Below are 25,141 nucleotides of genomic sequence, written 5' to 3'. Positions count from 1 at the left end.
GAAGCCCAAGGGCTTCGCTTTATTTCAACCAGACACCGAAGTGTTTAGTGATGCTCACGGGTAGCGCGGAATTTCACATCCGGCCAGCGCTCTTCCATCAACGCCAGATTGACGCGGGTCGGGGCCAGGTAGGTCAGGTGACCACCACCGTCCACAGCCAGGTTTTCCACCGCCTTGACGCTGAACTCTTCAAGCTTCTTCTTATCGTCGCAATCAATCCAGCGCGCCGAGTACACGGTGATCGGCTCGTAGGAGCATTCCACTTTGTATTCTTCTTTCAAGCGGCTGGCGACCACGTCGAACTGCAGCACACCCACGGCGCCCAGAATGATGTCGTTGCTGCGCTCCGGGAAGAACACCTGGGTGGCGCCCTCTTCGGCCAGTTGCTGCAAACCCTGGCGCAATTGCTTGGACTTGAGCGGGTCACGCAGGCGTACACGACGGAACAGTTCCGGGGCAAAGTGCGGAATACCGGTGAAGCTCAGGCTCTCACCTTCGGTGAAGGTGTCACCGATCTGGATGGTGCCGTGGTTGTGCAAACCGATGATATCGCCTGCAAAAGCTTCTTCGAGCTGTTCACGCTCGGAGGAGAAGAACGTCAGCGCATCGCCGATACGAACATCTTTGCCGGTGCGCACATGGCGCATTTTCATGCCCTTTTCGTATTTGCCCGAGCAAATGCGCATAAAGGCGATACGGTCGCGGTGTTTCGGGTCCATGTTCGCCTGGATCTTGAACACGAAACCGGTGAATTTCTCTTCAACCGGCTCGACGGTACGCTCGTTGGCAACACGGGCCAGCGGCTTCGGCGCCCAGTCCACTACCGCGTCGAGCACATGGTCGACACCAAAGTTGCCCAGTGCGGTACCGAAGAACACCGGGGTCAACTGGCCGTCGAGAAATTCCTGCTGGTTGAATTCATGGCAAGCGCCCTGAACCAGTTCCAGTTGATCAACAAAACGATCGTACTCGTCGCCCAGGTGCTCACGGGCTTCATCGGAATCAAGTTTTTCGATGATTTTGGTTTCGGTGCGCTCATGCCCATGACCGGCGGTGTAGACGATGATGTAGTCGTCTGCCAGGTGGTAGACACCCTTGAAGTCGCGGTAGCAGCCGATCGGCCAGGTGATCGGCGCCGCCTTGATTTTCAGGACCGCTTCGATCTCGTCCAGCAACTCGATCGGGTCGCGAATATCGCGGTCGAGTTTGTTGATAAAGCTGACGATTGGCGTGTCACGCAGACGACACACGTCCATCAGGGCGATGGTACGTGGCTCAACGCCCTTACCGCCGTCGAGGACCATCAGCGCCGAGTCGACCGCGGTCAGCGTGCGGTAGGTGTCTTCGGAGAAGTCTTCGTGGCCCGGGGTGTCGAGCAGGTTGATCATGTTGTCGCGATACGGGAACTGCATGACCGACGTGGTAATCGAAATACCCCGTTGTTTCTCCATTTCCATCCAGTCGGAGGTGGCATGGCGGTCGGACTTTCGCGATTTCACCGTACCGGCGACAGCAATCGCCTTACCCATCAGCAAGAGCTTTTCGGTGATGGTGGTCTTACCCGCATCGGGGTGGGAAATAATGGCGAAAGTGCGGCGTTTCGCGACTTCGGCGGCCTGGTTGGTCATGGGAAATCGCCTGACGATTGATTCAAAAAAGGGCGCGGATTATAGCTCAAATCAGGCGCCTACAGCCACCGTTGGAACCGTGGCTCGTCGGACAAGGGTGGCAATGTGCCGTAAAAAATGTGAACCTTTTAAACAGTGGAGGCGTCCACTCTCCTGATACGACAAAGCGTCAGGGGCTGAAATATCAGCAAGTTAGCCTGACGAGGCTGCGCTAATGACAGGTGTTGAGGGCGCATTTTCGCCACCACCTGTTGCTCTTCGCGAACATATTGCCGGCAGCCAGGAATGGCCTTGCCACACGACGATGTGTTCGCCGACTGAAAAAAAAGGAGTCCGTCTATGGCGAATCGCTATGGAAAAGGGCTTATAGGATGCGCGGTCGTTATCGCGCTTCTGGCCCTGTTGGTCCACTGGATCGGCATCAGCACTATCGAACACTATCAAGATGATTTGTTGTTCTACCTGCAAGCCCACCTGTACCTGGTACTCGCTTCAATGCTCGCCGCCCTCCTTGTAGGGATACCTGCCGGCATTTTCCTCAGCCGACCTTCAATGGCCGGACGTGCGGAACGCTTCATGCAAGTCTTCAACATCGGCAACACCGTGCCTCCTCTGGCGGTACTGGCCATTGCCCTGGGTTTCCTGGGCATCGGTAGCGGCCCTGCCATCTTCGCCCTGTTTCTCGCCTCGTTGCTGCCCATTGTGCGCAATACCTACGAAGGCTTGAAAAACGTCCAGGGTTCGCTCAAGGAAGCCGCCGTCGGTATCGGCATGACCCCGCGCCAGGTGCTGTGGCGGGTCGAGTTGCCCAACGCCGTGCCCATCATCATGGGCGGTGTGCGCGTGGCACTGGCGATCAACGTCGGTACCGCCCCGCTGGCGTTCCTGATCGGCGCCAACAGCCTGGGCAGCCTGATTTTTCCAGGCATTGCCCTCAACAATCAGCCGCAACTGATCCTCGGCGCCGCCTGTACTGCGCTGCTGGCACTGCTGCTCGACGGCCTGGTGATACTCATCAGCCGCCAGTGGTTGGAACGCGGTCTGCGACCTGCTTAAGGTCTGGCTGAGCAAAGGAATAACCATGAAAAAAATTAGCTTTTTACTAGGCTGCATCCTGCTGTGTGCAGGAATTGCCCAGGCTGCGGAAAAACCCTTGATTCGCATTGGGGCGCGGGTGTTTACCGAGCAAACCCTGCTCGCGGAAATCACTTCGCAATACCTCAACAGCAAGGGCTATAACGCTCAGGTCACCGGCGGGCTGGGCAGCAGCCTGGCGCGTTCGGCCCAGGAGTCGGGGCAACTGGACATGGTGTGGGAATACACCGGCGTTTCGCTGGTGGCCTACAACCACATCACCGACAAACTCGACAGCCAGCAATCCTACGACCGGGTAAAAGAGGTCGATGCTAAACAAGGACTGGTCTGGCTGCATCCGTCCAAGTTCAGCAACACCTATGCGCTGGCACTGCCACAAAAGGTGGCCGAAGCGTTTCCGGGCATCAACAGCATCAGCGACCTGAACAAGGCAATGCGCGAACCGGACAACAAAAATGCGCTGGTGGCCCTGGACACCGAGTTCGCCAACCGCTCCGACGGCTTGCTGGGTATGGTCAAGCTCTACGACATGGACCTGACCCGTCGCAATATCCGCCAGATGGACGCCGGGCTGGTCTACACCGCGCTGAAAAACGGCCAGGTGTTTGCCGGACTGGTCTACACCACGGACGGTCGCTTGAGCGCCTTCAATCTCAAATTGCTTGAAGACGACAAGCACTACTTCCCGGACTACACCGCCGCGCCGGTAGTGCGTCAGGCCTACCTGGATCAGCACCCCGACCTTGCGGGGCTGCTCAAGCCACTGGCCGATCTGTTTGACGATGAAACCATGCGTCAACTCAACGCCCGGGTCGATGTAAACCACGAAAGCCCGTCCAAAGTCGCCGCAGACTTTCTGCGCCAGCATCCACTGAACTGAAAAGAGGAGAAGACATGGAATTTTTAAACGCCTTTTCCCACATGGACTGGTCGCTTGTTCTGCATCTGACCTTGCAGCACATCACCCTGGTCGGCATTGCCGTGATTCTGGCAATCCTGATCGGCGTGCCGCTGGGCGTGCTGATGACACGCTTTCCGTCGCTGGCCGGCCCGCTGCAAGCCAGCGCCACGGTGCTGCTGACCATTCCTTCAATTGCCCTGTTCGGCCTGCTGCTGCCGTTCTACTCGAAGTTCGGCCAGGGCCTTGGCCCTATGCCGGCCATTACCGCCGTGTTTTTGTACTCACTGCTGCCGATCATGCGTAACACCTTCCTGGCCCTCACCGGCGTGGAACCGGGGATTCGCGAAGCCGCTCGCGGTATCGGCATGACCTTCAGCCAGCGCCTGCGCATGGTTGAACTGCCCATCGCCGTGCCGGTGATTCTGGCCGGTGTGCGTACCGCCGTGGTCATGAACATCGGCGTCATGACCATTGCCGCCACCATCGGTGCCGGTGGTCTGGGTGTACTTATTCTTGCTGCAATCAGCCGTAGCGACATGTCGATGCTGATCGTAGGCGCCGTGTTGGTCAGTGTTCTGGCCATCATCGCCGACCTGCTTCTGCAATGGCTGCAACGCTCGCTGACTCCAAAAGGACTGCTCAAATGATCGAACTTCAAAACCTCAGCAAAACATTCCAAAGCAACGGCAAAGATGTAAAGGCCGTGGACTCGGTAAACCTGACCGTCAATGAAGGCGAAATCTGCGTATTCCTCGGGCCTTCGGGCTGCGGCAAAAGCACCACGCTGAAAATGATCAACCGTCTGATCAAGCCCACGTCGGGCAAGATCCTTATCAATGGCGAAGACACCACTGACCTCGACCCGGTAACCCTGCGTCGCAATATTGGTTATGTGATCCAGCAGATCGGCCTGTTCCCCAACATGACCATCGAGGAGAACATCACCATCGTTCCGCGCCTGCTGGGGTGGGACAAGCAAAAGTGCCATGACCGTGCCCGCGAACTGATGAGCATGATCAAGCTGGAGCCCAAGCAATACCTCAACCGTTATCCGCGCGAACTGTCTGGTGGTCAGCAGCAACGAATCGGCGTGATTCGCGCCCTGGCGGCCGATGCGCCGCTGCTGCTGATGGATGAACCGTTTGGTGCGGTGGACCCGATCAACCGCGAGATGATCCAGAACGAATTCTTCGAGATGCAGCGCGCGCTGAACAAGACCGTAATCATGGTCAGCCACGACATCGACGAAGCGATCAAACTGGGCGACAAGATCGCCATCTTCCGTGGCGGCAAACTGTTGCAAATGGACCACCCGGATACCCTGCTCGCTCACCCGGCGGACGACTTCGTGAGCAACTTTGTCGGCCAGGACAGCACCCTCAAGCGCCTGCTGCTGGTCAAGGCCGAAGATGCCGCGGACAACGCGCCATCGGTGAGCCCGGAAACCCCGGTGGCCGAAGCCCTGGAGCTGATGGACGAACTGGACCGTCGCTATGTGGTGGTCACCTGTGCCGACAACAAGGCACTGGGGTATGTACGTCGTCGTGACCTGCATCGCCAGACAGGCACCTGTGGCCAGTTCCTGCGGGAGTTCACCGCGACCGCTGCGTCGGAAGAACATTTGCGCATCCTGCTGTCGCGCATGTACGAGTTCAACCGATCGTGGTTGCCGGTGATGGACGCCGAACGCGTGTTCCAGGGTGAGGTGACGCAAGAATCGATTGCGGCGTACCTGAGCTCGGGTCGTTCGCGTGGCGCCAAGACCAGCATTGTTTCACCGGCTGAAATAGCTTCCGCTTGACCCTGCAGCCGTTGCCGCAGACTGCGCTGGGTTGCGCAGCCTGCGGCAGCGGCTACAACCTGTTGTATCCAACACGAATCATGTTCTGAGCCATCACTGCATCGCCATTGATGGTGCTCCCCGCGTCCTTATGATGGTTCGCACGCCTCCCGCTGCGAGCCATCACCATGCCCCATGCCAAAACCCTCTACGACAAGCACATTGATGCGCACACCGTGTGCGCGCTCGATGATCAAGGTCACGTCTTGCTATACATAGACCGTCAGGTCATTAACGAATACACCAGCCCGCAAGCCTTCAGTGGTTTGCGTGAAGCCGGGCGCGAAGTGTGGCGCCCGGAAACCGCCCTGGCGGTGGTTGACCATGTGAACCCGACCGCCCCCGTGCGCGTGGCCGCCATGGCCGATGCAGGCGGCGCTTTGCAGGTGTCGTATCTGCAACAGAACTGCGAAAAGTTTGGCATCGAGCTGTTCGATGTGCTCGACCAGCGCCAGGGGATCGAACACGTTATCGCCCCCGAGCAAGGCTTCATCCTGCCCGGCATGATGATCGCCGCAGGCGACAGTCACACCACGACTTATGGCGCGCTGGGTGCCTTCGGCTTTGGTATCGGCACCTCTGAAATCGAGCACCTGCTGGCCACTCAGACACTGGTCTACAAACGTCTGAAAAGCATGCGAGTGACCGTCCAGGGCGCGCTGGGCCTGGGGCTGACGTCAAAAGACCTGATCATGGCCCTGATCGCCAAAATCGGCGCTTCAGGCGCCACCGGCTATGCCATTGAATTTACCGGCTCGACCATCGATGCATTGAGCGTCGAAGCGCGCATGACCATCTGCAACATGGCCGTGGAAGCCGGTGCCCGCGGTGCTTTTATGGCGCCCGATGACAAGGTGTACGCCTACCTCAAAGACAAACCCCGTGCCCCACAAGGCGAGTTGTGGGAACAAGCGGTTGAGCATTGGTGCCTGCTTTATAGCGACCCCGACGCGCAGTTCGATCAAGAGGTGCAAGTGGACGCCACTGACCTGCAACCGATGGTCACGTGGGGCACCAGCCCCGATCAGGCCGCCGCCATTGGCAGCCGCGTGCCGGACCCGCAGGCGATCAGCGACTTGATCTTGCGTCAGGACATGCGCCGGGCCTTGAACTACATGGGCCTGGAGGCTGGCACGCCGCTCAATGAAGTGGTGATCAGCCATGCCTTTATCGGTTCGTGCACCAACGCCCGCATTGAAGATTTACGTGACGCCGCACAGGTGGTGCGCGGCCAGAAAGTGGCCACGCATGTGCGGGCGATGATCGTGCCGGGGTCGACTCAGGTGCGTGATCAGGCCGAGGCCGAAGGGTTGGCCGCGATCTTTATCGACGCCGGTTTTGAGTGGCGCCAGTCCGGGTGCTCCATGTGCCTGGCCATGAATGATGACGTACTCGCCCCCGGCGACCGCTGCGCCTCCAGTACCAATCGCAACTTCGAAGGCCGCCAGGGCGCCGGGGCACGCACCCATTTGATGAGCCCGGCGATGGTCGCGGCCGCCGCCATTACCGGCCATCTGGTCGACGTTCGCCAACTGTCAGGGAGAGTCTGAGCATGCAACCTTTCACCACCGTCAGCGGCAAGGCAGCACCGATGCTCGCGGCCAACATCGATACCGATGTGATCATGCCCAAGCAGTTTCTTAAAGGTATTGATCGCAACGGACTGGATCGCGGTCTGTTTTTTGACCTGCGTTTCCTGCCTTCGGGCGAGCCGAACCCGGCGTTCGTCCTTAATCAGCCGGGCTGGCAAGAGGCACGCTTTTTAGTCACCGGGCCGAATTTTGGCTGTGGCTCCAGCCGTGAACATGCAGTCTGGGGATTGAAGCAACTCGGTATCCGGGCCTTGATTGGCAGCAGCTTCGCCGGGATCTTTTATGACAACTGCCAGCGTAACGGGGTGTTGGTGATTACCCTGGAAGAGGCGCAGGTGCAGGCGCTAGGGCACACTGTCAGCCACGCAGATATGGCTGAAATTGCCGTTGACCTGCCGAGCCAAAGCATTTGTCTGGCCGATGGTTCAACGGTTGAGTTCCAGATCGACGGCCTGCGTAAAACCGCGCTGTTGCAGGGGCTGGATGCCATTGGCAGCACCTTGCAACGCAGTCGGCAGATTCGCGAGTTCCAAGAGCGGCACTTGCAGGCCAACCCTTGGTTGAGCTGAAAAGCGCCCTCACGGCAGAGGTCACAAGCGCCCCAATTGCGTCTGCAAAAACTCCACACACACCCGCAGCTTGCCCGAGTTAGCCAGCCGTGTCGGGTACACCGCCCACACGTCAGCGCTTTGCCAGTAATCAGGCAGTACCTGCACCAACCTGCCCTGTTCCAGCAGTGGCCTGACATCCCACATCGAGCGCAGCAACACGCCACGCCCGTCCAGTGCCCACTGCAACACTATCTCGCCACTGTTAGACGACAACGGCCCGCTGACGCGCACGCTGGCTTCGCCTTCCGGGCCTTGCAGTTGCCAGATGCCAAACGCGTTGTCGCGCTCTTTAAGCACCAGGCAATCGTGCTGCCCCAGGTCTTCCAGATGTTGAGGTACACCCCGGCGCTTGAGGTAGTCAGGGGAAGCGCACAACACGCGATTGTTGGTCACCAGCCGGCGCCCGATATGCTGGCCCGGAATGTCATCGCCCACATGAATCTCCAGATCGAAGCCTTCATGGACGATATTCACCACTCGATCAAACACGTCGAGGCGAATCTCCAGCTCGGGGTACTGCTCGGCCAGCAAGGAAATGGCAGGCGCCACATGGTTGCGGCCAAAACCGAAAGTACTGCATACGTGCAAGCGTCCACGCGGGGCCGAATGCGCTTCGGACAGCTCATCCTGTAGCTGCTGAACATCATCCAGAATCCGTACCGCCCAGCGCTGCACCCGCTCGCCGTCATCGGTCAGCGCGATACGGCGGCTGGTGCGATGCAGCAAGCGACTGCCCAGGGTAGTTTCGAGAATTTGAATACGTTTGCTGACATAGGCTGGAGACAACCCCAGCTCTTCTGCCGCTGCGGCAAAGCCGCCTTTGCGCACCACCGTGAGGAAGACCCGCAGGTCTTCAGGCAACGGCGCACTGTATTTTATTGGCGGCATGGTCATGAGCGGCTTGGCGGCAAGAGCGTACAGAATAGCTCAGCGCAGAAAAGGCAGCACATGTTCAAGCAGCAGTTCAGGGACTTCTTCGGCAATGTAGTGCCCGGAGGGCAACGCCTGGCCACGCACATCGGTCGCGACTTTCTGCCATTCGCCAAGCGGGTCGAAACAACGCCCCACCGTGCCCTCCGCGCCCCACAACAGCAACACGGGCATATTCAAATACCGACCCGCGGCAATGTCCTCGCGGTCATGCTCAAGGTCAATCCCGGCGCTGGCACGATAGTCTTCGCAGATCCCCCGCGCCGCGCCCGGCAGTTTGATGCAGCGCACGTATTCAGCCAGCGCTTGGGCCGTAAACGGTTGCAAGCCCGCACTGCGGCTGCCCATCACGCTGAGCAGGTACTGTTCAGGATCGGCCTCGATAAGGCGTTCAGGCAACGGCGCCGGGCGAATCAAGAAGAACCAGTGCCAGTAAGCACGGGCAAAGGCCTCATTGGTTTGCGCGTACATAGCCAGCGTCGGCGCAATGTCGAGCATGACCAGGCGGGTAATCGCCTGCGGATGGTCCAGCGCCAGACGATGGGCAACTCGCGCGCCACGGTCATGGGCCAGTACCGAAAACTGCTCGAAACCCAGGCTGCTCATCAGCCTCAGCGAGTCACGGGCCATTTCACGCTTGCTGTAGTTGCTATGGTCGGCTACCGCTTCGGGCTTTTCACTGTCACCGTAGCCACGCAAATCGGCCACGACCACTGTGAAGTGCTCGGCCAATTGCCCGGCAACCTTGTGCCAGATCACGTGCGTCTGCGGGTGCCCGTGAATCAACAGCAACCCCGGCCCGTGACCGCCGACCCGGAAGGCAATCTGCACGCCATTGACCTGGCGCTGTACTGTGTTAAAACCGGCGAACATGAGGCTGCTCCTTCTAATGGTCAGCCCATGCTAGAGCTCCCAGATTCGGCGACAAGGGCCAAACCGTGGCGGCTCGATTCATGAAGTGTGGTACATCAGCTCGGCATCAAGGTCGGTGACTCAAATAGATCTCTCTACCCCCGGGTCAAGGCTTTTGAAGTTCCGACGTGTTGAGTTGCTCTCAAGCCTTTGCCTGAGCGCTTGCGCCCTCACCCTCCCTGAGCGGCAAGAAAATACAGGCGGTCAAACCTCCCCCTTCACGATTGCCAAGCACCAGGCTGCCCTTATGGCTGACGGCAATACGCCTGGCGATACTAAGCCCCAGTCCAAAACCGCCAGATTGATCATTGCGTGAGGTATCCGCACGTACGAACGGATCGGTGACTGAATGCAGAACAGATTGCGCTATACCAGGCCCGCGATCATTGACTCGCAACGTCACACCGCTTGACGAGCGCTCGACCTCAATCGTTATTTCCCGGGCATAGGCCTGCGCGTTCACCAGCAAATTCTGCAAGCAACGGTGCAGCAACACGCCGTTTGCGTAGAGCATCCCGCCCCGGCCGCTGACAGGCAATGGCTCGGCGGGTGTCGACAACTCGGTACACAGGTTGCGCAATACGCTGTCGAGATCAATAAACTGGCATGTGTGTTGGTTGGCACTCTGCAGATAGACGAGTACCTGAGTAATCATCTTGTCCATTTGATAAATGTTTTGCTTCAAGCGCTCACGCTGATCGAGATCGCTCAACCGCTCAATGCGTAAACGCATGCGGGTCAAGGGCGTTCGCAGATCGTGGGACACTGCCGCCAGAAAAAAACTCTGGTCATTGACCATCGCGACAATCTGTTTCTGCATGGTGTTAAACATCTGGGCGGCCTGGCGGACTTCCAGAGGCCCTTCAATCGCCAACGGCGTCTGATCAAGGTTATCGCCCAACGCATTGGCGGCGTCACTGAGCCGTTTTAGAGGGCGCAGGCACAGTCGCACAGCCAGCCAGCACATCCCGATGACGCCGATAATGCGCACCACATAGACCCGCAGAATGTAGTCGGCAATTAACGCCCATGCTGACTCGCCGCTCCAGCCCTGCAACTCGTGCCCCTCGATGCTCAACCAATGACCATCGGCCAGGGGCACGGCGAAATCCACATGGGCGGTGGCCGTTTGCAGGCCAAAAAGGCTGCGCCAGACCAGCGGCTGACCGGATGCATCGGTCAGGTCGACCTCTATCATCTCAATCGCTGGCGCGTAACCCAACTCATACGCCAGTGCCTGTTTCAACAGCAAAGCCGTGCGTCGAGCCGCGCGATCATTGCCGGGTTGAGTATCGGGTTTCGTGGCCAGGCACCTGGCCGTGTAATTGGCCGGTGCTGTCTGGGGTTGCCCCGCAATGCAACGGTCTTGGTTAATCAATTGTGCCGTTCGGCTGGCCATCAACCGGACAGGCGCTTCGAGGACTTGCGCATAGCGCACATCGAACCAGATGCTGCTCGACAACAATTGAATAGCCAGCGTGCCGCTGACCAGAATCAGCGTCAGTTGGCCGAACAGGGTTTTGGGCCACAGGCGCATCACCCCCCGCACCAGAGCATCGCGCACCTGGTTAAACCGCCGCTTCAGGGCTGTAGACACTTAGCAGGTAACCTTCATTACGCACGGTCAGTATCTGGACGTGCCCCTCCTTGAAATGCTGGCGCAGACGGCTGATGCACATGTCGATCGAGCGGTCGTCGGGCGAGTATTCTCGTCCCATCGCACTGAGTGTCAATTGATCACGCGACAACACTTGTTCACGGGCCTGGAGCAAATCACGCAACACCCTGAAGTCGGAGCGCGGCAAGGTCAGGGTCTGGCCACCCGGGGTGTGTAACAGGCGCTTTACATAATCGAGGCGATAGCCGACGAAGTCGCGGTGGGTCGTGACCGGGCGATCCGCGATGGGCTCGACCCGTGCTTGCCGGCGCAGCACCGCCTTGATTCTGGCCACCAGCTCACGGGGCTCGAAAGGCTTGGTCAAATAATCGTCGGCGCCAACCTCCAGGCCAATGATGCGATCCAGCGCTGATCCCTTGGCGGAAAGCATGATCACGCTAAGGCCGGGGCGCGATTGAAGCTGGCGACACAGACTCAGGCCGTCCTCTCCCGGCAGCATGACGTCGAGCACGACCAGATCGACAGCCTGGCGCTCCAACTGCGCCCACATCTCAAGGCCATCGGCTGCTGCCAGCACATGGTCGCCGTTCTCACTCAGGTAATCACATAACAACTCGCGAATTTCATCATCGTCATCCACCACCAACAGCGTTTTGGCGGCCACGGGAGGTTTTGACGTGGGTAAAACGTGGCGCTCATTACATTCCATTACATACCCACACATATCCGTAATAGTGCCTGGCGGCGTGATACCTAAAATGCTACCAAACATTATCTGCAAATACGAAGTATTACCAATGACAACGCAGGGCATGATGACGGATCTCTCAGCACGACCTTTGATGCTAACCACCCCGGCTCGCCGAAATGCACCCCGCAACCAGGCCGCCCTCATGGCCGCTATCAGCCTCAGCGCCATGGTCGGCTTGGCCAGCCAACCGGCAATAGCGGGGACGATTGAACTGGACCCCCTGAATGTCGAAGGTACCCAGCCATCAGCCGATGAAAACACCGGCCAACTGGGTTACACCGTCAAGAGCACCACCAGTTCTACGGGCATGAAACTCACCCCGCGCCAAACGCCACAATCGGTCACCACCATCACCCAGGAACAAATGGCAGACCGCCAGATCACCAATATCGAGCAAGCGCTGGACAGCGCACCCGGCGTCACCATGAGCAAGTCAGAAGTGGGCGGACGCACCGAGTACCGCGCACGCGGCTATCCGATTACCAACTGGAAAACCGACGGCCTGCAGTTTCAGGGCGGCTCGGACTTCAGTGGTGCAGGCAGCTCGCTGAACATGGATATGTACGAGCGTATCGACATCGTACGCGGTGCCAATGGCCTGCTGGGTGGCACCGGCGACCCATCGGCCACCGTCAACCTGATCCGCAAACGCCCTGGCTACGAGTTCGGCGGCAGTGCATACGCCACCTATGGCAGTTGGGACAAGCGACGCCTGGGCGCTGACCTGAACCTGCCCTTGTCTGAAGATGGCCGATTGCGCTCTCGCCTGGTCATGACGCAAGAGGACGCCAACTCTTTCCGCGATCAACAGTCCGAGCGTTCGCGGGCCGCGCTGGCCAATGTCGAGTTTGACCTGACGGATGCCACGACCCTCGGTGCCGGCTATCAATATGAGTACTACAAGATCGTGGGCGGCGGCTGGGGTGCGAACATCCCTATCTGGTACGGCGATGGCAGTAAAACAAGCTTGCCGCGCAGCACCAACGTGGTGCCCAGCTGGAGTTTTGGCGAGTACACCACGCGTACAGCGTTCGGCTCGCTGGAGCATCGCTTTGATAATGACTGGACGCTCAACGTCAAAGCGGCGCAAAGCACCACCGATGCGTTGAATCACCGCGGGCTGGCCAAGGTCAACTCCAAAGGTGGCGGCGCATTCGGCGGTTACTGGAACCAGGATGGTAGCGGGGCCATTCTCAATGGCCTGCACAGCTCCACCGACACGACCCAGCAATCGGCACAAGTCGACGTGACCGGACCTTTCAGCCTGTTCGGACGCACCCACCAGGCCATGTTCGGCTACAACGACAGTCGCACCGTCGCCTGGTCACCTCAATATCGTTGCAATATGGTCAGCGATGACCGCACCAGCCCTAGCGCGCTGGGGTGCCAGTTCCGGGCAAACAACGGTTTCCCGATTACCGACTGGCACAACGGGGTCGATAGCGACTACCGGATCAACGCTTACAAAACCGGCCTGCACAGCAAAACCACCACCCGCCTGCAAGGCATGTATGCGGCCACCCGCCTGAGCATTACCGATCCGTTGTCGGTGATCCTGGGCGCGCGCATCAGCGATTACAGCAGCACCACGGTGTCGACCGCCGGAGTGCGCAGCAATCAGCAACAAAACGGTATCGTCACGCCTTACCTGGGGGCGGTGTATGACCTCAACGACACCTACTCGCTGTACGCCAGCTACACCGATATCTTCAGCCCGCAAAGCGAAGAAAACGCCAGCGGCAACAAGCTCGAGCCGATTCGCGGCCAGAGTTATGAAACCGGTATTAAAGGAGAATGGTTTGACGGTCAGGTCAATGCTCAAGCGGCCTACTTCCTGACCCGCCAGGAAAACAAGGCAGTGACCGATGGCGCCAACCTGACGCCCACCGGAGCCCAGGCCTACACGACCGGCACCGGCGTAGAGACAGAAGGTATCGACCTCGAAGTCTCCGGCGCGTTGACGCCCAACTGGAATGTCTACGGTGGCTACACCTATCTGCACTTTCGTCGCCTTAACGCCGACGGCCAAAGTGACCCGTCGCACCTGTTCAAGGCTTCGACCACCTACCGCCTGTCGGGTGCTCTTGATCGCTTGACCGTGGGTACCGGTGTCACCGCGCAAACCAGCATTCGCGCCACCTCTACTCCGGCAGGCATTCCCACAGACGGTGTGAGCCGCGGCCCCACCGATGTGACCTGGGCAGGTTATGCCATCTGGAGTGCAATGGCCAAATACGACCTCACCGAAGATACGGCCGTTACCCTGAACGCCAACAACCTCTTCGACAAAACCTACTACACCCGCTACGGCTTCTACGCTGGCGCCATATACGGTGATCCGCGCAGCCTGTCGTTAACCCTGAGTACTGCATTTTGAGACCTGGCCTGTTCCTTCCCCCAAGGTAAGCCTTGCTTCAACATGCAACTACCGAAGCCCGCCAAATGGCGGGCTTCGTCTGTTTGGCAACGGCCAAAAAAGCCACCGGGGGAACATCACACCGTCATCAAGGTCGGTTACTTAAATGGCTCACTTTGGCCCCACGACGAAGGCTTATAAAATTGCGACATTTTTTGTTGATCTAAGCGCAGTCACGCCCTAAAGTTCGCGCCGAACATCCATGCTGGAAACGATCCATCCGGCTCAAGTACTGACGACGAGACAGCAAGGTCCATTTACCTTATTTGCTTTCGGCGGACATGCCTTGGGAAGTAGGCGAACCAAAGTGGGGATACGGAGGATGTTCAGCTGCACCCATTTATTGATGACGTTTGCCACAGGAGTTCCCCAGCATGTCGATCCAGGTCGAAGACTATTACGCGCGCGACACCTTCAACAAAATGAAGGCGTTCGCTGACACCCAGGAAACACCGTTCGTGGTGATCGATACCGCCATGATCAGCAAGGCTTACGATGACCTGCGCGCAGGCTTCGAATTCGCCAAGGTGTATTACGCGGTGAAGGCCAACCCGGCCGTCGAAATCATTGATCTGCTGCGCGACAAAGGTTCGAGCTTCGATATCGCGTCGATCTATGAGCTGGATAAAGTCATGGACCGCGGCGTCAGCCCGGACCGCATCAGCTACGGCAACACCATCAAGAAATCCAAAGACATTCGTTATTTCTACGAGAAAGGCGTGCGTCTGTTTTCCACCGACTCCGAAGCCGACTTGCGCAACATTGCCAAGGCCGCGCCGGGCGCCAAGATTTACGTGCGCATCCTTACCGAAGGTTCGACCACCGCTGACTGGCCTCTGTCGCGAAAATTCGGCTGCCAGACCGATATGGCCATGGACCTGCTGATTCTGGCCCGTGACCTGGGCCTGGTGCCTTACGGCATTTCGTTCCACGTAGGTTCGCAGCAACGTGACATTAGCGTGTGGGACGCAGCCATCGCCAAGGTCAAGGTGATCTTCGAGCGTCTGAAAGAAGAAGACGGCATCGTCCTCAAGCTGATCAACATGGGCGGCGGCTTCCCGGCCAACTACATCACCCGTACCAACAGCCTGGAAACCTACGCCGAAGAAATCATTCGTTTCCTGAAAGAAGACTTCGGTGACGACCTGCCAGAAATCATTCTGGAACCGGGCCGTTCGCTGATCGCCAACGCAGGCATCCTGGTCAGTGAAGTGGTTTTGGTCGCACGTAAATCGCGCACCGCCGTCGAGCGTTGGGTGTATACCGATGTGGGCAAATTCTCTGGTCTGATCGAAACCATGGACGAAGCCATCAAGTTCCCGATCTGGACTGAAAAGAAAGGCGAGATGGAAGAAGTGGTCATCGCCGGCCCAACCTGTGACAGCGCCGACATCATGTACGAAAACTACAAATACGGCCTGCCCCTGAACCTGGCCATCGGCGATCGCCTGTACTGGTTGTCGACCGGTGCCTATACCACCAGCTACAGCGCCGTTGAGTTCAATGGCTTCCCGCCGCTGAAATCGTTCTACCTGTAACAACTGGCCCCCCGCGCAAGCGTGCGGGGGGCAGCCCCTATCGGCTGATGTGCCGTAAGAAACGCAGAAAACCCGCCAGCTCTGCCGAGGCTTGCACCATCGAGTGCTCATTTGCATCAATGGCTGCATTGACCCGAGTGGAAAACACGGTCAACCCGTTGGCAATCCGCTTCATGTTGTCGACCCAGTACGCCCGCGCTTCAACCAGCTCTGCGTGACGCCTTATTTTTTCAGCGCGCTCCTTGAGCACGCGCCTGTCTGACTTGTCCCTGGATTTACGCATGCTCAAATCAGCCAGTTTGTCGGTGATTTTGTTGCGTGCTTCAATCAGCGAAAACATCCTGTACCCACTGTCAATAAAACCCAGGTACTGCGTTATACGCTCAATGGCGGCAGTCACCACATCCGCCTCGACCTTTCCCACTGCAGCTGTTGTCACAAGTACCTGAATTTGTTCAATACCAGGCAGCAAATCCCTTGCATGATCAAGCCAGGTCCTGGACTGAAGGATCTCCAGAGCCGCGACGACAACCTGTTTGTCCGCACGCAATTGATCTTCTTCCAGTTGCAGCGTAATCGCCTGTTGCTCCAGTTCATCCAGCCTGGCCACGTCATACGCCAGCAGCGGATCGGAATAGTGTTCGAGATTCAGTCCCTCGCCTTCGGCAGTACGCAATGCTATTTGCGCTTTGGCCGCCGCAACAGCACTCACCAGGCGCCGGCTTCGCTGAGTGAAGGTTTCATTCAGAATATGGATTGCAGAGGTGCGAGCCTCTGGCGTTAATGGGCCATGAGTGTGAATGGCTGCCCATTGTTCCGCCAGTTCATCAAAACCCGCACTGTCCACCATTACTTCAAGGCTACGCACCTTGTCGACAATACTGCGCGCACCACGACTCAAGCATCTGGCCGCCAGGCTTAAACGCTCCTGCAACGATGGAATAAAATCGTATTCATGACTGACCGCCACAGCATTAAACTTTTTTAGCCCGCTGAAAACACCTGGCATATCAGGGTTTTCATACTCCACTTCATCGACGCCCGCATTCATATTGTGACTTCCTTTTCAAATACGCTTTTCAATAATCTCATTAAATGCATTGGATATTTGCACGCTGTAATCCTTAACACGCTTCCACGGATTCAGCAGCTGTGCAAAATCAACTTTAAGTTTGTATAAGCGACCAAAAGAATCCACGTACCCCAATTCATGATCAACTTCATCCAGGTAGTTACTGATATAGCTCCATACTTGCGCCAGACGCTTGGCGCCCTCTTCCGCTCCCAGCATGCGACTGCGCAAGTCGGTAAAACGCTGCTGGGTGGCATCCAGCACCATCGCGAGTTGCTCTTGCTCCTGGCTGCCTTGCCTGGCAATGTCACGCTCGGCAATCAGTTTGTTTTTTCGTGTGCGTATTGCTTCGGCCTTTACCCCGAATATCCCGCCTGTGACAGCCAAGCCGATAGGCCCCAGAAAAATCCCTGAGTGCCCGTACAAAACCTGAGACCTGTAATCCCTTATCAATCGCTCGATTTCGCTGTCCAGCTCTTTGATGCGCGCAGTCAGTGTTTCACGGTCCCTGGAAAGGCCCGCTTTGGCATAGGCATCCAGTTTGGCATTGACTTCATGAGTCAATTCATCGGACAGGACGCGCTCAAACTCGGCCGCCAATGCCCCCACTTCGTAGGCTCTTTTTATATAGGACTCGGCGCTGCTTTTGATCGACTTTACATGTTCGCGCATGATGGTGACTGCCTTGAGCTCTGTAGAGCTAAGCCCATCAGCCAACTGCGCGGTTTCCGCGGTCGTCAGATCGTCCAGCCCACCAGAGAACAGCCGATCGGAATCCAGCCTGTTTATTAACTCAATGATGCCATTGGCATGGGTGATGAAACTGTCCGAGAACCGGTTCAGTTGGCGAGCAAGTTCCTTTGTTTCCCGCTCGAGCGCCGACCAGCTGCCGGCATGCTGCACGACGCGTTGATGAAAAGACTGAATACTGGCGGGTTCTAGCCCCGGAACACTTGTAGTGTCCAGACCAAACCAGGCCACAATCTTGTTGTAATCCACGGGTAACTTGCGTGATTCACTCACATAGGCTCGAACACTGTGAATATCACTGCGCCGGATAATAAAACCCAATTCTTCCTTTGAAACAGCGGAATCTTTTTCACCGGCCAGCATTTGAATATAATGCGATGGTAAATAGATAGCCGCTTCCAGAGCGCTCATTTTCTCAAGCGATCTGGCCTCCTCAGCACTGTTGCTGAACGCCTTATTATCAACCTGCATATTAATTCCCTTTAAAAAATGATCCTGTTCGAACAGCATCACTTCTCAAAGAGCATCCATCAATAACCGAACTACCCGAGTACCTGTAAGACCGGGACAAAAATAAAAATGAATAATTACCCGAATAAACAGTTATTGGCTAGGACACGCTTGAAAGCTGCGTACGAGCATTAACTTTGACGGTGTAATCACGGTCAGCCGTTGTTGCCCTGCAAGGCATCGATACGCACTTGCCAGGCAGCGCTCAGTGCCCGGATACGGGGTTCCCGAGCCTCTAGCAGGGTGCCCAGGGTCACCCGCAAGAAGTTCAGATTGCCGCCATTCAGGGCACGCTCGAACCAGCGCAACGCGTCATCAATATTGCCGTCTTCGGCCAGTACCGAGGCATGGCTGAACTGGCCACGAAAATCACCGCCGCGTGCCGAGCGCTCGTACCAGAGACAGGCCTCGGCTTTGTCGGCCGGGCAATGCTCGCCTTCTTCGAGGTAACGCCCCAGCAGGTTCATCGACTTGGCATGGCCCGCCTGTGCCGCCACCCGGTACAGCTGGTACGCCGCGTTCTGGTCTTGGGTTACGCCGCGACCGGTAGCGAGCAAGTTGGCGTAGTTGTAGAGCGCCCAATCCAGTCCAGCTTCAGCGGCTTGTCGATATTCCAGGCTTGCCAGGGTGCAGTCGACGGGCCCGCCCCAACCATGCTCCCAGCAGCGACCCAGCATGTTGCGGGCCATCAAGTGGCCGGCATTGGCCGCAATCTGAAACCAGCGCTTGGCCAGCACCGGGTCGCGCTCGATGCCCTGGCCGTCGAGCAGGATCTGCCCCAGCAACGCCTGACCATCGACGATGCCCTCTTTGGCCGCCATCAAAATGGCCTGGGCCGCTTTGGCCGGGTTCTCGCTCAACATGGCGCTCAGCTGGTCACCATTGAGTACTTCTTCGCGGCGTAATTGAAAGCTCATGAATTACACCTCGGCCCATCGACGCAACAGGTTGTGATAAGTGCCGGTGAGCTGGATCAGCGAAGGATGATCAGGAACGTCACGGGTCAGTTGCTGGATCGCGCCGTCCATTTCAAACAGCAACGTGCGCTGACTGTCCTCGCGTACCAGGCTCTGAGTCCAGAAGAACGACGCAAAACGTGCCCCACGGGTAACGGCATTGACCTTGTGCAAACTGGTACCGGGGTACAAGACCATATCGCCAGCAGGCAGTTTGACCTGCTGCACACTGTAGGTGTCCTGAATCACCAGTTCGCCGCCGTCGTACTCCTCGGGGTCACTGAAAAACAGGGTCGCCGACAGATCAGTACGCACCCGTTCAGGGCTGCCCTTGGGCTGGCGCACGGCATTGTCGATATGGAAGTCGAAACTGCCGCCCCCGGTGTAGCAGTTCACCAACGGCGGGAAGACCTTGTGTGGCAGGGCCGCCGACATATACAGCGGATTTTTCCACAGCCTGTCTACCATCGCCGCGCCGATCTCCTTGGCGAGGGGATGGTCTTCGGGCAGTTGCAGATTGTGCTTGGCCTTGGCCGATTGAAAGCCGGCGGTGATTTTACCGTCAGCCCATTGCGTCTGCTGCAGCGCCTCACGGATGCGCTGCACCTCTTCACGGGAGAACAAGCCGGGGATATGCAGCAACATGACGCAATACCTGATAGCAAAGGGATGGCAATGGTATTGATTCTTATTGTCTATGTAAAACTTTGTTAAGAGACCTGTAGACGAACGAGTGTGAAAAAACCGTAAAGGCAATTTGTAAAGAATGTAAATTCAGCGCAAATAGTAATGCCTCTCAATTGATAGTCAGAATTGTTTGCCATATATTTCGCGGCTCAAATTCTGGGGGAAGGGATCTTCAAATGTCGCGCCAACAAATAAAAATACCCGTCAGCTCACCGCGTTTACTGGCTTCGGCCATCGGTGTCGCGATTACCGCGACCTCGGCAGGCCATATGGTTCAGGCTGCCGAGAGCACTGACAGCAAGGCACAGGGCAGCAGTATTTCCCTTGGCGCGACCACAGTTACCGGTGAACAGACCGAGCAGTCTTATCAAACCGAAAAAGCCAGCTCCCAAAAATACACAGCGCCCCTGGTAGATACCCCGCGCTCTGTCACCGTGATCCCACAGCAAGTGCTGCAGGACACCGCAGCCACTTCGCTGCAGGATGCATTGCGCACCGTACCGGGCATCACCTTCGGCGCAGGCGAAGGCGGCAACCCACAGGGCGACCGTCCATTTATCCGTGGTTTTGACGCACAATCCGATATGTACCTGGACGGCGTGCGCGATGCTGGCGGCCAGACCCGGGAAATCTTCGACATCGAATCGATCGAAGTCAGCAAAGGCCCGAACTCCACCTTTGGTGGTCGTGGCTCGGCTGGCGGCAGCCTGAACATGGTGAGCAAGACCGCCAAGGCGGGTGACTTCCTCAACGGCGGCTTCACCTATGGCTCCGACCAGACCCGCCGCTACACCCTGGATGTAAACCGCCAGTTCCTGGACACCGCAGCGTTCCGCCTGAACCTGATGAGCCACGAGCAGAATGTCGCTGGCCGTGAGTCGGTCAACTACGACCGCTGGGGCGTAGCGCCATCGCTGACCTTCGGCCTGGGCACTGAAAACCGCCTGAACGTCAGCTATTACCACCTGGAAAGCAACGACCTGCCGGACTCGGGCATTCCATACGGCTACAGCAACAGCTCCAAGACCGCTGTTCACGCCCACGACAAACCGGACGATGGCGGCGACAGCAAAAACTTCTACGGCTTGAAAGACCGTGACTTCCGCAAGACCCGCGTGGACATCAGCACCATCTCGTTCGAGCATGACTTCAACGATGCGATGACCCTGAAAAACACCTTCCGTCACGGCAACACCGGCCAGGACTACATTCTCACCCAGCCGGACGACAGCCAGCACAACGTCAACCAGTACGGTACCGTATGGCGTCGCGCCAACACCCGGGTTTCGACCACTGAAACCACTACCAACCAGACCGATCTGTTCGGCAACTTCCAGGTCATGGGTTTCAAGAACAACTACTCCACAGGTGTTGAATTCACTCGTGAAGAGACTCGGGCCAGCGGTTACACCGTGACCCCGAACAGCAACCCCAACTGTACACCGGATAAAGTCGGTAACAGCGGCGGCCAGTGCACCTCGCTGTCCAACCCGAACCCGAACGATGTGTGGACCGGTACTGAAGCGCGTAACTACTACGGCACCAACACCGTGGGTGTGACCAAAGCTGCCTACGTATTCGACACCATTGAGCTTGATCCGAAGTGGCTGTTGAACGCCGGCCTGCGTTACGACGCATTCAGCACCACCGCCAATACCAATGCGGCGAGCGGTCGTACCAAGGCCTCAAACGACAGCCATTTCTTCAACTGGCAGACCGGCCTGGTCTGGAAGCCACTGGATAACGGCAGCGTTTACCTGTCCTACGCGACCTCGGCTACACCGCCAGGCGGCGTGGTGGGTGAAGGCGTTGAAGGCAACGGCCTGGTTGCCCCAGGCAGCACCATCACCAGCGACCTGAAGCCGGAAGAAACCGTCAACTACGAACTGGGCACCAAGTGGGACGTGTTCCACGATCGTCTGTCGCTGACAGCAGCCATCTTCCGTACCGAGAAGAAAAACACTCGCGTCCTGACTGACTCGTTCACCTACGAAAACGCCGGTGAATCCCGCGTTGACGGTCTGGAACTGTCGGCCAGCGGTAAAATCACTGACAAATGGCAAGTGTTTGCAGGCTACAGCTACCTGAAAAGCGAGCTGGTTGATCCAGGCCAGAAAGCCAACCGTAACGGCACTATCAATACCGCAGCGGTTTCGGACAAAGGCAACGAAATGCCGAACACCCCGAAAAACAGCTTCAGCCTGTGGACAACCTATGAAGTGATGCCAAAGCTGACCATCGGCGGCGGCGCGTTCTATGTTGACGAAGTCTACGGCGACACGGCCAACACCGTTTACGTGCCGGCTTACACTCGCTACGACGCAATGGCCAGCTACAAGCTGACCAAAAACATCGACCTGCAACTGAACGTACAAAACCTGACCGACAAGACCTACTACGACAAAGCCTACGCTGCGCATTTCGCCAGCCAGGCAGCGGGCCGTACTGCCCTGTTGACCACCAGCTTCCACTTCTAACTCGAAGTTGAGCTGAACCAGGCCCCGTCCATTCAATGGTCGGGGCTTTTGTGTGTAAAAAGACGTACACGGCATACTGCGCCGTGATGAATTCAATTGAGCAAGCAAGGCGGTCGTTGTGTTTAAGAAAACACTGTTTCAGCTGCACTGGTTTTTCGGCATAACCGCCGGGCTGGTTCTGGCCCTGATGGGGATAACCGGTGCCACGGTGTCGTTTCAGGACGAGCTGCTGAACTTGCTCAACCCTTCAGTGCTCAAGGTCGAGAAACTCGACAGCGGCGTGCTGCCACCGGCCGAGCTGGTGCGCAGGGTCGAGGCCACCGAGGGCAAGCAAGTCGCCATGCTCTGGGTGGGCGTGGACAGCGGCACCGCTGCACGCATCTTCTTCACCCCGCCACCGGGCGAGCGTCGTGGCCAGTTGCGTTATGTTGACCCCTATACCGGTACCTATCAGGGCGAGGCCAACGGCCAGGGCTTTTTCGACCTGATGCTGCAATTGCACCGTTTCCTGGCCATGGGCCAGAGCGGTCGCCAGATCACCGGCGCCTGCACCCTGATGCTGGTGTTCTTCTGCCTGTCGGGCCTGTACCTGCGCTGGCCGCGCCAGGCGCTTAACTGGCGCACCTGGCTGACCCTGGACTGGGCGAAAAAAGGTCGCAGCTTCAACTGGGATCTGCACGCCGTGGCGGGCACCTGGTGCATGGTCTTTTATCTGCTGGCCGCACTGACCGGCTTGTCGTGGTCCTATGAGTGGTACAACCAGGGCCTGCAAAAACTCCTGTCCGATGCCCCGAGCGGCGAGCAGCGCCAGGGCGGCGGTCGCGGCCCCCGTGGTCAGGGCGGGCCAGCCGGGCCAGCTCCGGTCGCCGATTACGATGCCATTTGGGCCAGCATCCAGAAAACCGCCGGGCCTGAGCTGAGCATGTACAACGTGCGTATGCCGCCAGTGGCCGGCCAGACTGCCACGGTGTTCTACCTGTTGAACACCTCACCCCATGAGCGCGCGTTCAACCAGATTGTGCTCGACCCGGCCACCGGTGCCGTCAAAAAAGTCGATCGTTATGACGACAAGTCCTACAAGGCACAATTGCTGACCAGCATTTACGCGCTGCACACAGGCAGTTACTGGGGCATTACCGGGCGCGTGCTGGTGACCGTAGCCAGCCTGACCATGCCGCTGTTCTTTATTACCGGCTGGTTGCTGTATCTGGACCGTCGACGTAAAAAGCGTCAGATCAAGCAGGCACGCCAGGGTTTTGCCGCTACGAGCAGCGATACGCCGTCCTGGCTGATCGGTTTTGCCAGCCAGAGCGGCTTTGCCGAGCAACTGGCCTGGCAGACCGCCGGGCAATTGCAAGCCGCCGGATTGCCGGTACGGGTGCAGCCCTTGGCCGCCCTGAGCGAAAACGATTTACAACAGGCCAGCAACGCGCTGTTTGTGGTGAGCACCTTTGGCGATGGCGAAGCGCCTGATAGCGCGCGGGGCTTTGAACGCAAGATCCTCGGCCAGCCTCTGGGACTGAACCGCCTCAAGTACTCGGTGCTGGCACTGGGCGATCGTCAGTACCCGCACTTTTGCGGTTTTGCCACGCGGATCCAGCACTGGCTGAGCGAGCGCGGTGCCCAAGCGTTGTTCAGCCCGGTGCAGGTGGACAGCGGCGATGCCGAGGCCCTGCATCAATGGCAACAGCAGCTTAGCCAACTGACCGGAGGCACGCCGAATGCCAACTGGCAGGCGCCTGGTTACAACAACTGGCCCCTGACTGAGCGCAAGCTGCTCAACCCCGGCAGCAGTGGCTCGGGGGTGTACCTGTTGGGGCTCAGCGCGCCTGACACCAACAGCCTGTGGCAGGCCGGTGATCTGGTGGAAGTGATGCCGCGGCAATCGAGCTGGGCGGTTGAGCACTTCCTGGAGGGGCTGGGGCTGTCGGCTGACACTCCGGTGCAACTCGATGGCCTGCAGGAAACTTTGGCTCAGGCCCTGGCTGGCCGACAACTGCCGGAAAATCGCGGCCATCTTGTGGGCATGCACGCCCAGGCACTGGTGGACGCACTGATCCCGTTGAACATGCGCGAATACTCCATTGCCTCGATCCCGCAGGACGGTCTGCTGGAGTTGATCGTACGTCAGGAGCGGCATGCTGATGGCAGCCTGGGCATCGGTTCGGGCTGGCTTACCGAACATGCCGCAGTCGGCTCGGCGATCAGCCTGCGCGTGCGCCGCAACAGCGGTTTTCATTTGCCGGCCGAACCGGTGCCAATGATTCTCCTCGGCAATGGTACCGGCCTGGCAGGGCTGCGCAGCTTGCTCAAGGCTCGGATTGCCCAGAGCCAGCAGCGCAACTGGCTGTTCTTTGGCGAGCGTAATGCCGAGCACGACTTCTATTGCCGCGATGAGCTGCAGGGCTGGTTGGCCAGTGGCGATCTGGCGCGGCTGGATCTGGCGTTTTCACGGGATCAAGCGCAGAAGGTGTATGTGCAGGACCGCTTGCGCGAGTCTGCCGAGCAGGTACGCCAATGGCTGGACCAAGGCGCGGCGATTTATATCTGTGGCAGTTTGCAGGGAATGGCGGCGGGTGTGGATCAAGCGCTGATCGACATGCTGGGGGCAGAAGCGGTAGAGAGGCTGATCGAGCAAGGGCGTTATCGGCGGGATGTGTACTAGTCGGACAAGCTGCTCAGCTCTTGTGGGAGCGGACTTGCTCGCGATGGCATCGCCACGGTTTGCCTGACAGACCCCAGTATCTGCATCGCAGGCAAGCCAGCTCCCACTGGATTTACGGTGACATTGTGGGAGCGGGCTTGCTCGCGATGGCATCGCCACGGTTTGCCTGACAGACCCCAGTGCCTGCATCGC

Annotated in this window: 19 protein-coding genes; 10 read left to right on the top strand and 9 right to left on the bottom strand. The window is 58.1% G+C overall.

Going from position 1 to position 25,141, the window contains the following annotated elements; genetic code table 11:
* Nucleotides 1-44 precede the first annotated feature (44 nt).
* On the bottom strand, nucleotides 45-1,628 hold the full coding sequence (locus tag QN377_RS15155; RefSeq protein WP_095018278.1) for a peptide chain release factor 3: 1,584 nt from the start codon (nucleotides 1,626-1,628) through the stop codon (nucleotides 45-47).
* A 339-nt stretch (nucleotides 1,629-1,967) separates the two neighbouring features.
* Here QN377_RS15155 and QN377_RS15150 point away from each other — a divergent pair, with 339 nt between their 5' ends.
* From QN377_RS15150 to leuD, 6 genes are all read left to right on the top strand, one after another.
* Entirely contained in the window at nucleotides 1,968-2,684 is a 717-nt protein-coding gene (locus tag QN377_RS15150; RefSeq protein ID WP_095001582.1) for an ABC transporter permease, read from the top strand.
* Between the two features lie 25 nt (nucleotides 2,685-2,709).
* Nucleotides 2,710-3,603, top strand: coding sequence for a glycine betaine ABC transporter substrate-binding protein (locus tag QN377_RS15145; RefSeq protein ID WP_095001583.1), 894 nt, complete (start codon nucleotides 2,710-2,712; stop codon nucleotides 3,601-3,603).
* Between the two features lie 14 nt (nucleotides 3,604-3,617).
* Nucleotides 3,618-4,271 (top strand): ABC transporter permease, encoded by a 654-nt coding sequence (locus QN377_RS15140; RefSeq protein ID WP_095001584.1) that lies wholly within the window; start codon nucleotides 3,618-3,620, stop codon nucleotides 4,269-4,271.
* Entirely contained in the window at nucleotides 4,268-5,425 is a 1,158-nt protein-coding gene (locus QN377_RS15135) for a betaine/proline/choline family ABC transporter ATP-binding protein (protein WP_095001585.1), read from the top strand. The genes QN377_RS15140 and QN377_RS15135 overlap by 4 nt, the downstream gene beginning before the upstream one ends.
* A 167-nt stretch (nucleotides 5,426-5,592) precedes the next feature.
* Nucleotides 5,593-7,014: a 3-isopropylmalate dehydratase large subunit gene (leuC, locus tag QN377_RS15130; RefSeq protein ID WP_095018277.1), complete on the top strand. Its 1,422-nt coding sequence runs from the start codon at nucleotides 5,593-5,595 to the stop codon at nucleotides 7,012-7,014.
* Nucleotides 7,011-7,625 carry a 3-isopropylmalate dehydratase small subunit gene (gene leuD, locus QN377_RS15125; protein ID WP_095001587.1) on the top strand — a complete coding sequence of 205 codons (615 nt, stop codon included), beginning with the start codon at nucleotides 7,011-7,013 and terminating at the stop codon, nucleotides 7,623-7,625. Before leuC ends, leuD begins: the two co-directional genes overlap by 4 nt.
* Before the next feature lie 21 nt (nucleotides 7,626-7,646).
* On the opposite strand, the gene QN377_RS15120 is transcribed toward leuD, so the two are convergent.
* The 4 genes from QN377_RS15120 to QN377_RS15105 form a co-directional block, all read right to left on the bottom strand.
* On the bottom strand, nucleotides 7,647-8,555 hold the full coding sequence (locus tag QN377_RS15120; RefSeq protein WP_217901442.1) for a LysR substrate-binding domain-containing protein: 909 nt from the start codon (nucleotides 8,553-8,555) through the stop codon (nucleotides 7,647-7,649).
* A 39-nt stretch (nucleotides 8,556-8,594) separates the two neighbouring features.
* A complete protein-coding gene (locus QN377_RS15115) occupies nucleotides 8,595-9,470 on the bottom strand; it encodes an alpha/beta fold hydrolase (protein WP_095001589.1) in 876 nt (291 codons plus the stop codon).
* A 181-nt stretch (nucleotides 9,471-9,651) separates the two neighbouring features.
* Entirely contained in the window at nucleotides 9,652-11,058 is a 1,407-nt protein-coding gene (locus QN377_RS15110; protein ID WP_169916833.1) for an ATP-binding protein, read from the bottom strand.
* Nucleotides 11,059-11,077: 19 nt separating this feature from the next.
* Nucleotides 11,078-11,836, bottom strand: coding sequence for a response regulator (locus QN377_RS15105; RefSeq protein ID WP_095018275.1), 759 nt, complete (start codon nucleotides 11,834-11,836; stop codon nucleotides 11,078-11,080).
* 184 nt (nucleotides 11,837-12,020) lie between these two features.
* Between QN377_RS15105 and QN377_RS15100 the strand changes: the two genes are divergently transcribed.
* Together QN377_RS15100 and QN377_RS15095 are read left to right on the top strand one after the other, a co-directional pair.
* Complete coding sequence (locus tag QN377_RS15100; protein ID WP_095018274.1) at nucleotides 12,021-14,255, top strand: TonB-dependent siderophore receptor; 2,235 nt, start codon at nucleotides 12,021-12,023, stop codon at nucleotides 14,253-14,255.
* A 413-nt stretch (nucleotides 14,256-14,668) separates the two neighbouring features.
* A complete protein-coding gene (locus QN377_RS15095; RefSeq protein WP_095001593.1) occupies nucleotides 14,669-15,832 on the top strand; it encodes a type III PLP-dependent enzyme in 1,164 nt (387 codons plus the stop codon).
* Between the two features lie 37 nt (nucleotides 15,833-15,869).
* Here the strand turns inward: QN377_RS15095 and QN377_RS15090 are convergent, their stop codons facing one another.
* The 4 genes from QN377_RS15090 to QN377_RS15075 all read right to left on the bottom strand — a co-directional run bounded on the left by QN377_RS15090 (nucleotide 15,870) and on the right by QN377_RS15075 (nucleotide 19,765).
* Nucleotides 15,870-16,883, bottom strand: a complete 1,014-nt coding sequence (locus tag QN377_RS15090) for an alpha-xenorhabdolysin family binary toxin subunit B (protein WP_095018273.1) — start codon at nucleotides 16,881-16,883, stop codon at nucleotides 15,870-15,872.
* A gap of 15 nt (nucleotides 16,884-16,898) precedes the next feature.
* Nucleotides 16,899-18,164: an alpha-xenorhabdolysin family binary toxin subunit A gene (locus QN377_RS15085; RefSeq protein WP_254925874.1), complete on the bottom strand. Its 1,266-nt coding sequence runs from the start codon at nucleotides 18,162-18,164 to the stop codon at nucleotides 16,899-16,901.
* Nucleotides 18,165-18,319: 155 nt separating this feature from the next.
* Entirely contained in the window at nucleotides 18,320-19,081 is a 762-nt protein-coding gene (locus QN377_RS15080) for a tetratricopeptide repeat protein (protein ID WP_095018272.1), read from the bottom strand.
* Nucleotides 19,082-19,084: 3 nt separating this feature from the next.
* The gene (locus QN377_RS15075) at nucleotides 19,085-19,765 is read right to left on the bottom strand and encodes a Fe2+-dependent dioxygenase (protein ID WP_095018271.1); all 681 of its coding nucleotides are present in this window, start codon (nucleotides 19,763-19,765) and stop codon (nucleotides 19,085-19,087) included.
* A 218-nt stretch (nucleotides 19,766-19,983) separates the two neighbouring features.
* Here QN377_RS15075 and QN377_RS15070 point away from each other — a divergent pair, with 218 nt between their 5' ends.
* Both QN377_RS15070 and QN377_RS15065 read left to right on the top strand, forming a co-directional pair.
* Nucleotides 19,984-22,284: a TonB-dependent receptor gene (locus QN377_RS15070; RefSeq protein WP_095001597.1), complete on the top strand. Its 2,301-nt coding sequence runs from the start codon at nucleotides 19,984-19,986 to the stop codon at nucleotides 22,282-22,284.
* A 118-nt stretch (nucleotides 22,285-22,402) separates the two neighbouring features.
* Nucleotides 22,403-24,949, top strand: a complete 2,547-nt coding sequence (locus QN377_RS15065; protein WP_095018270.1) for a PepSY domain-containing protein — start codon at nucleotides 22,403-22,405, stop codon at nucleotides 24,947-24,949.
* Nucleotides 24,950-25,141: the final 192 nt, after the last annotated feature.

The organism is Pseudomonas sp. CCC4.1, assembly GCF_035019225.1.
GTDB classification, from domain to species: Bacteria; Pseudomonadota; Gammaproteobacteria; order Pseudomonadales; family Pseudomonadaceae; genus Aquipseudomonas; species Aquipseudomonas bubulae.
Note: the sequence above shows the minus strand (reverse complement) of the source record. Positions and strands in the feature narration are given on the sequence as shown.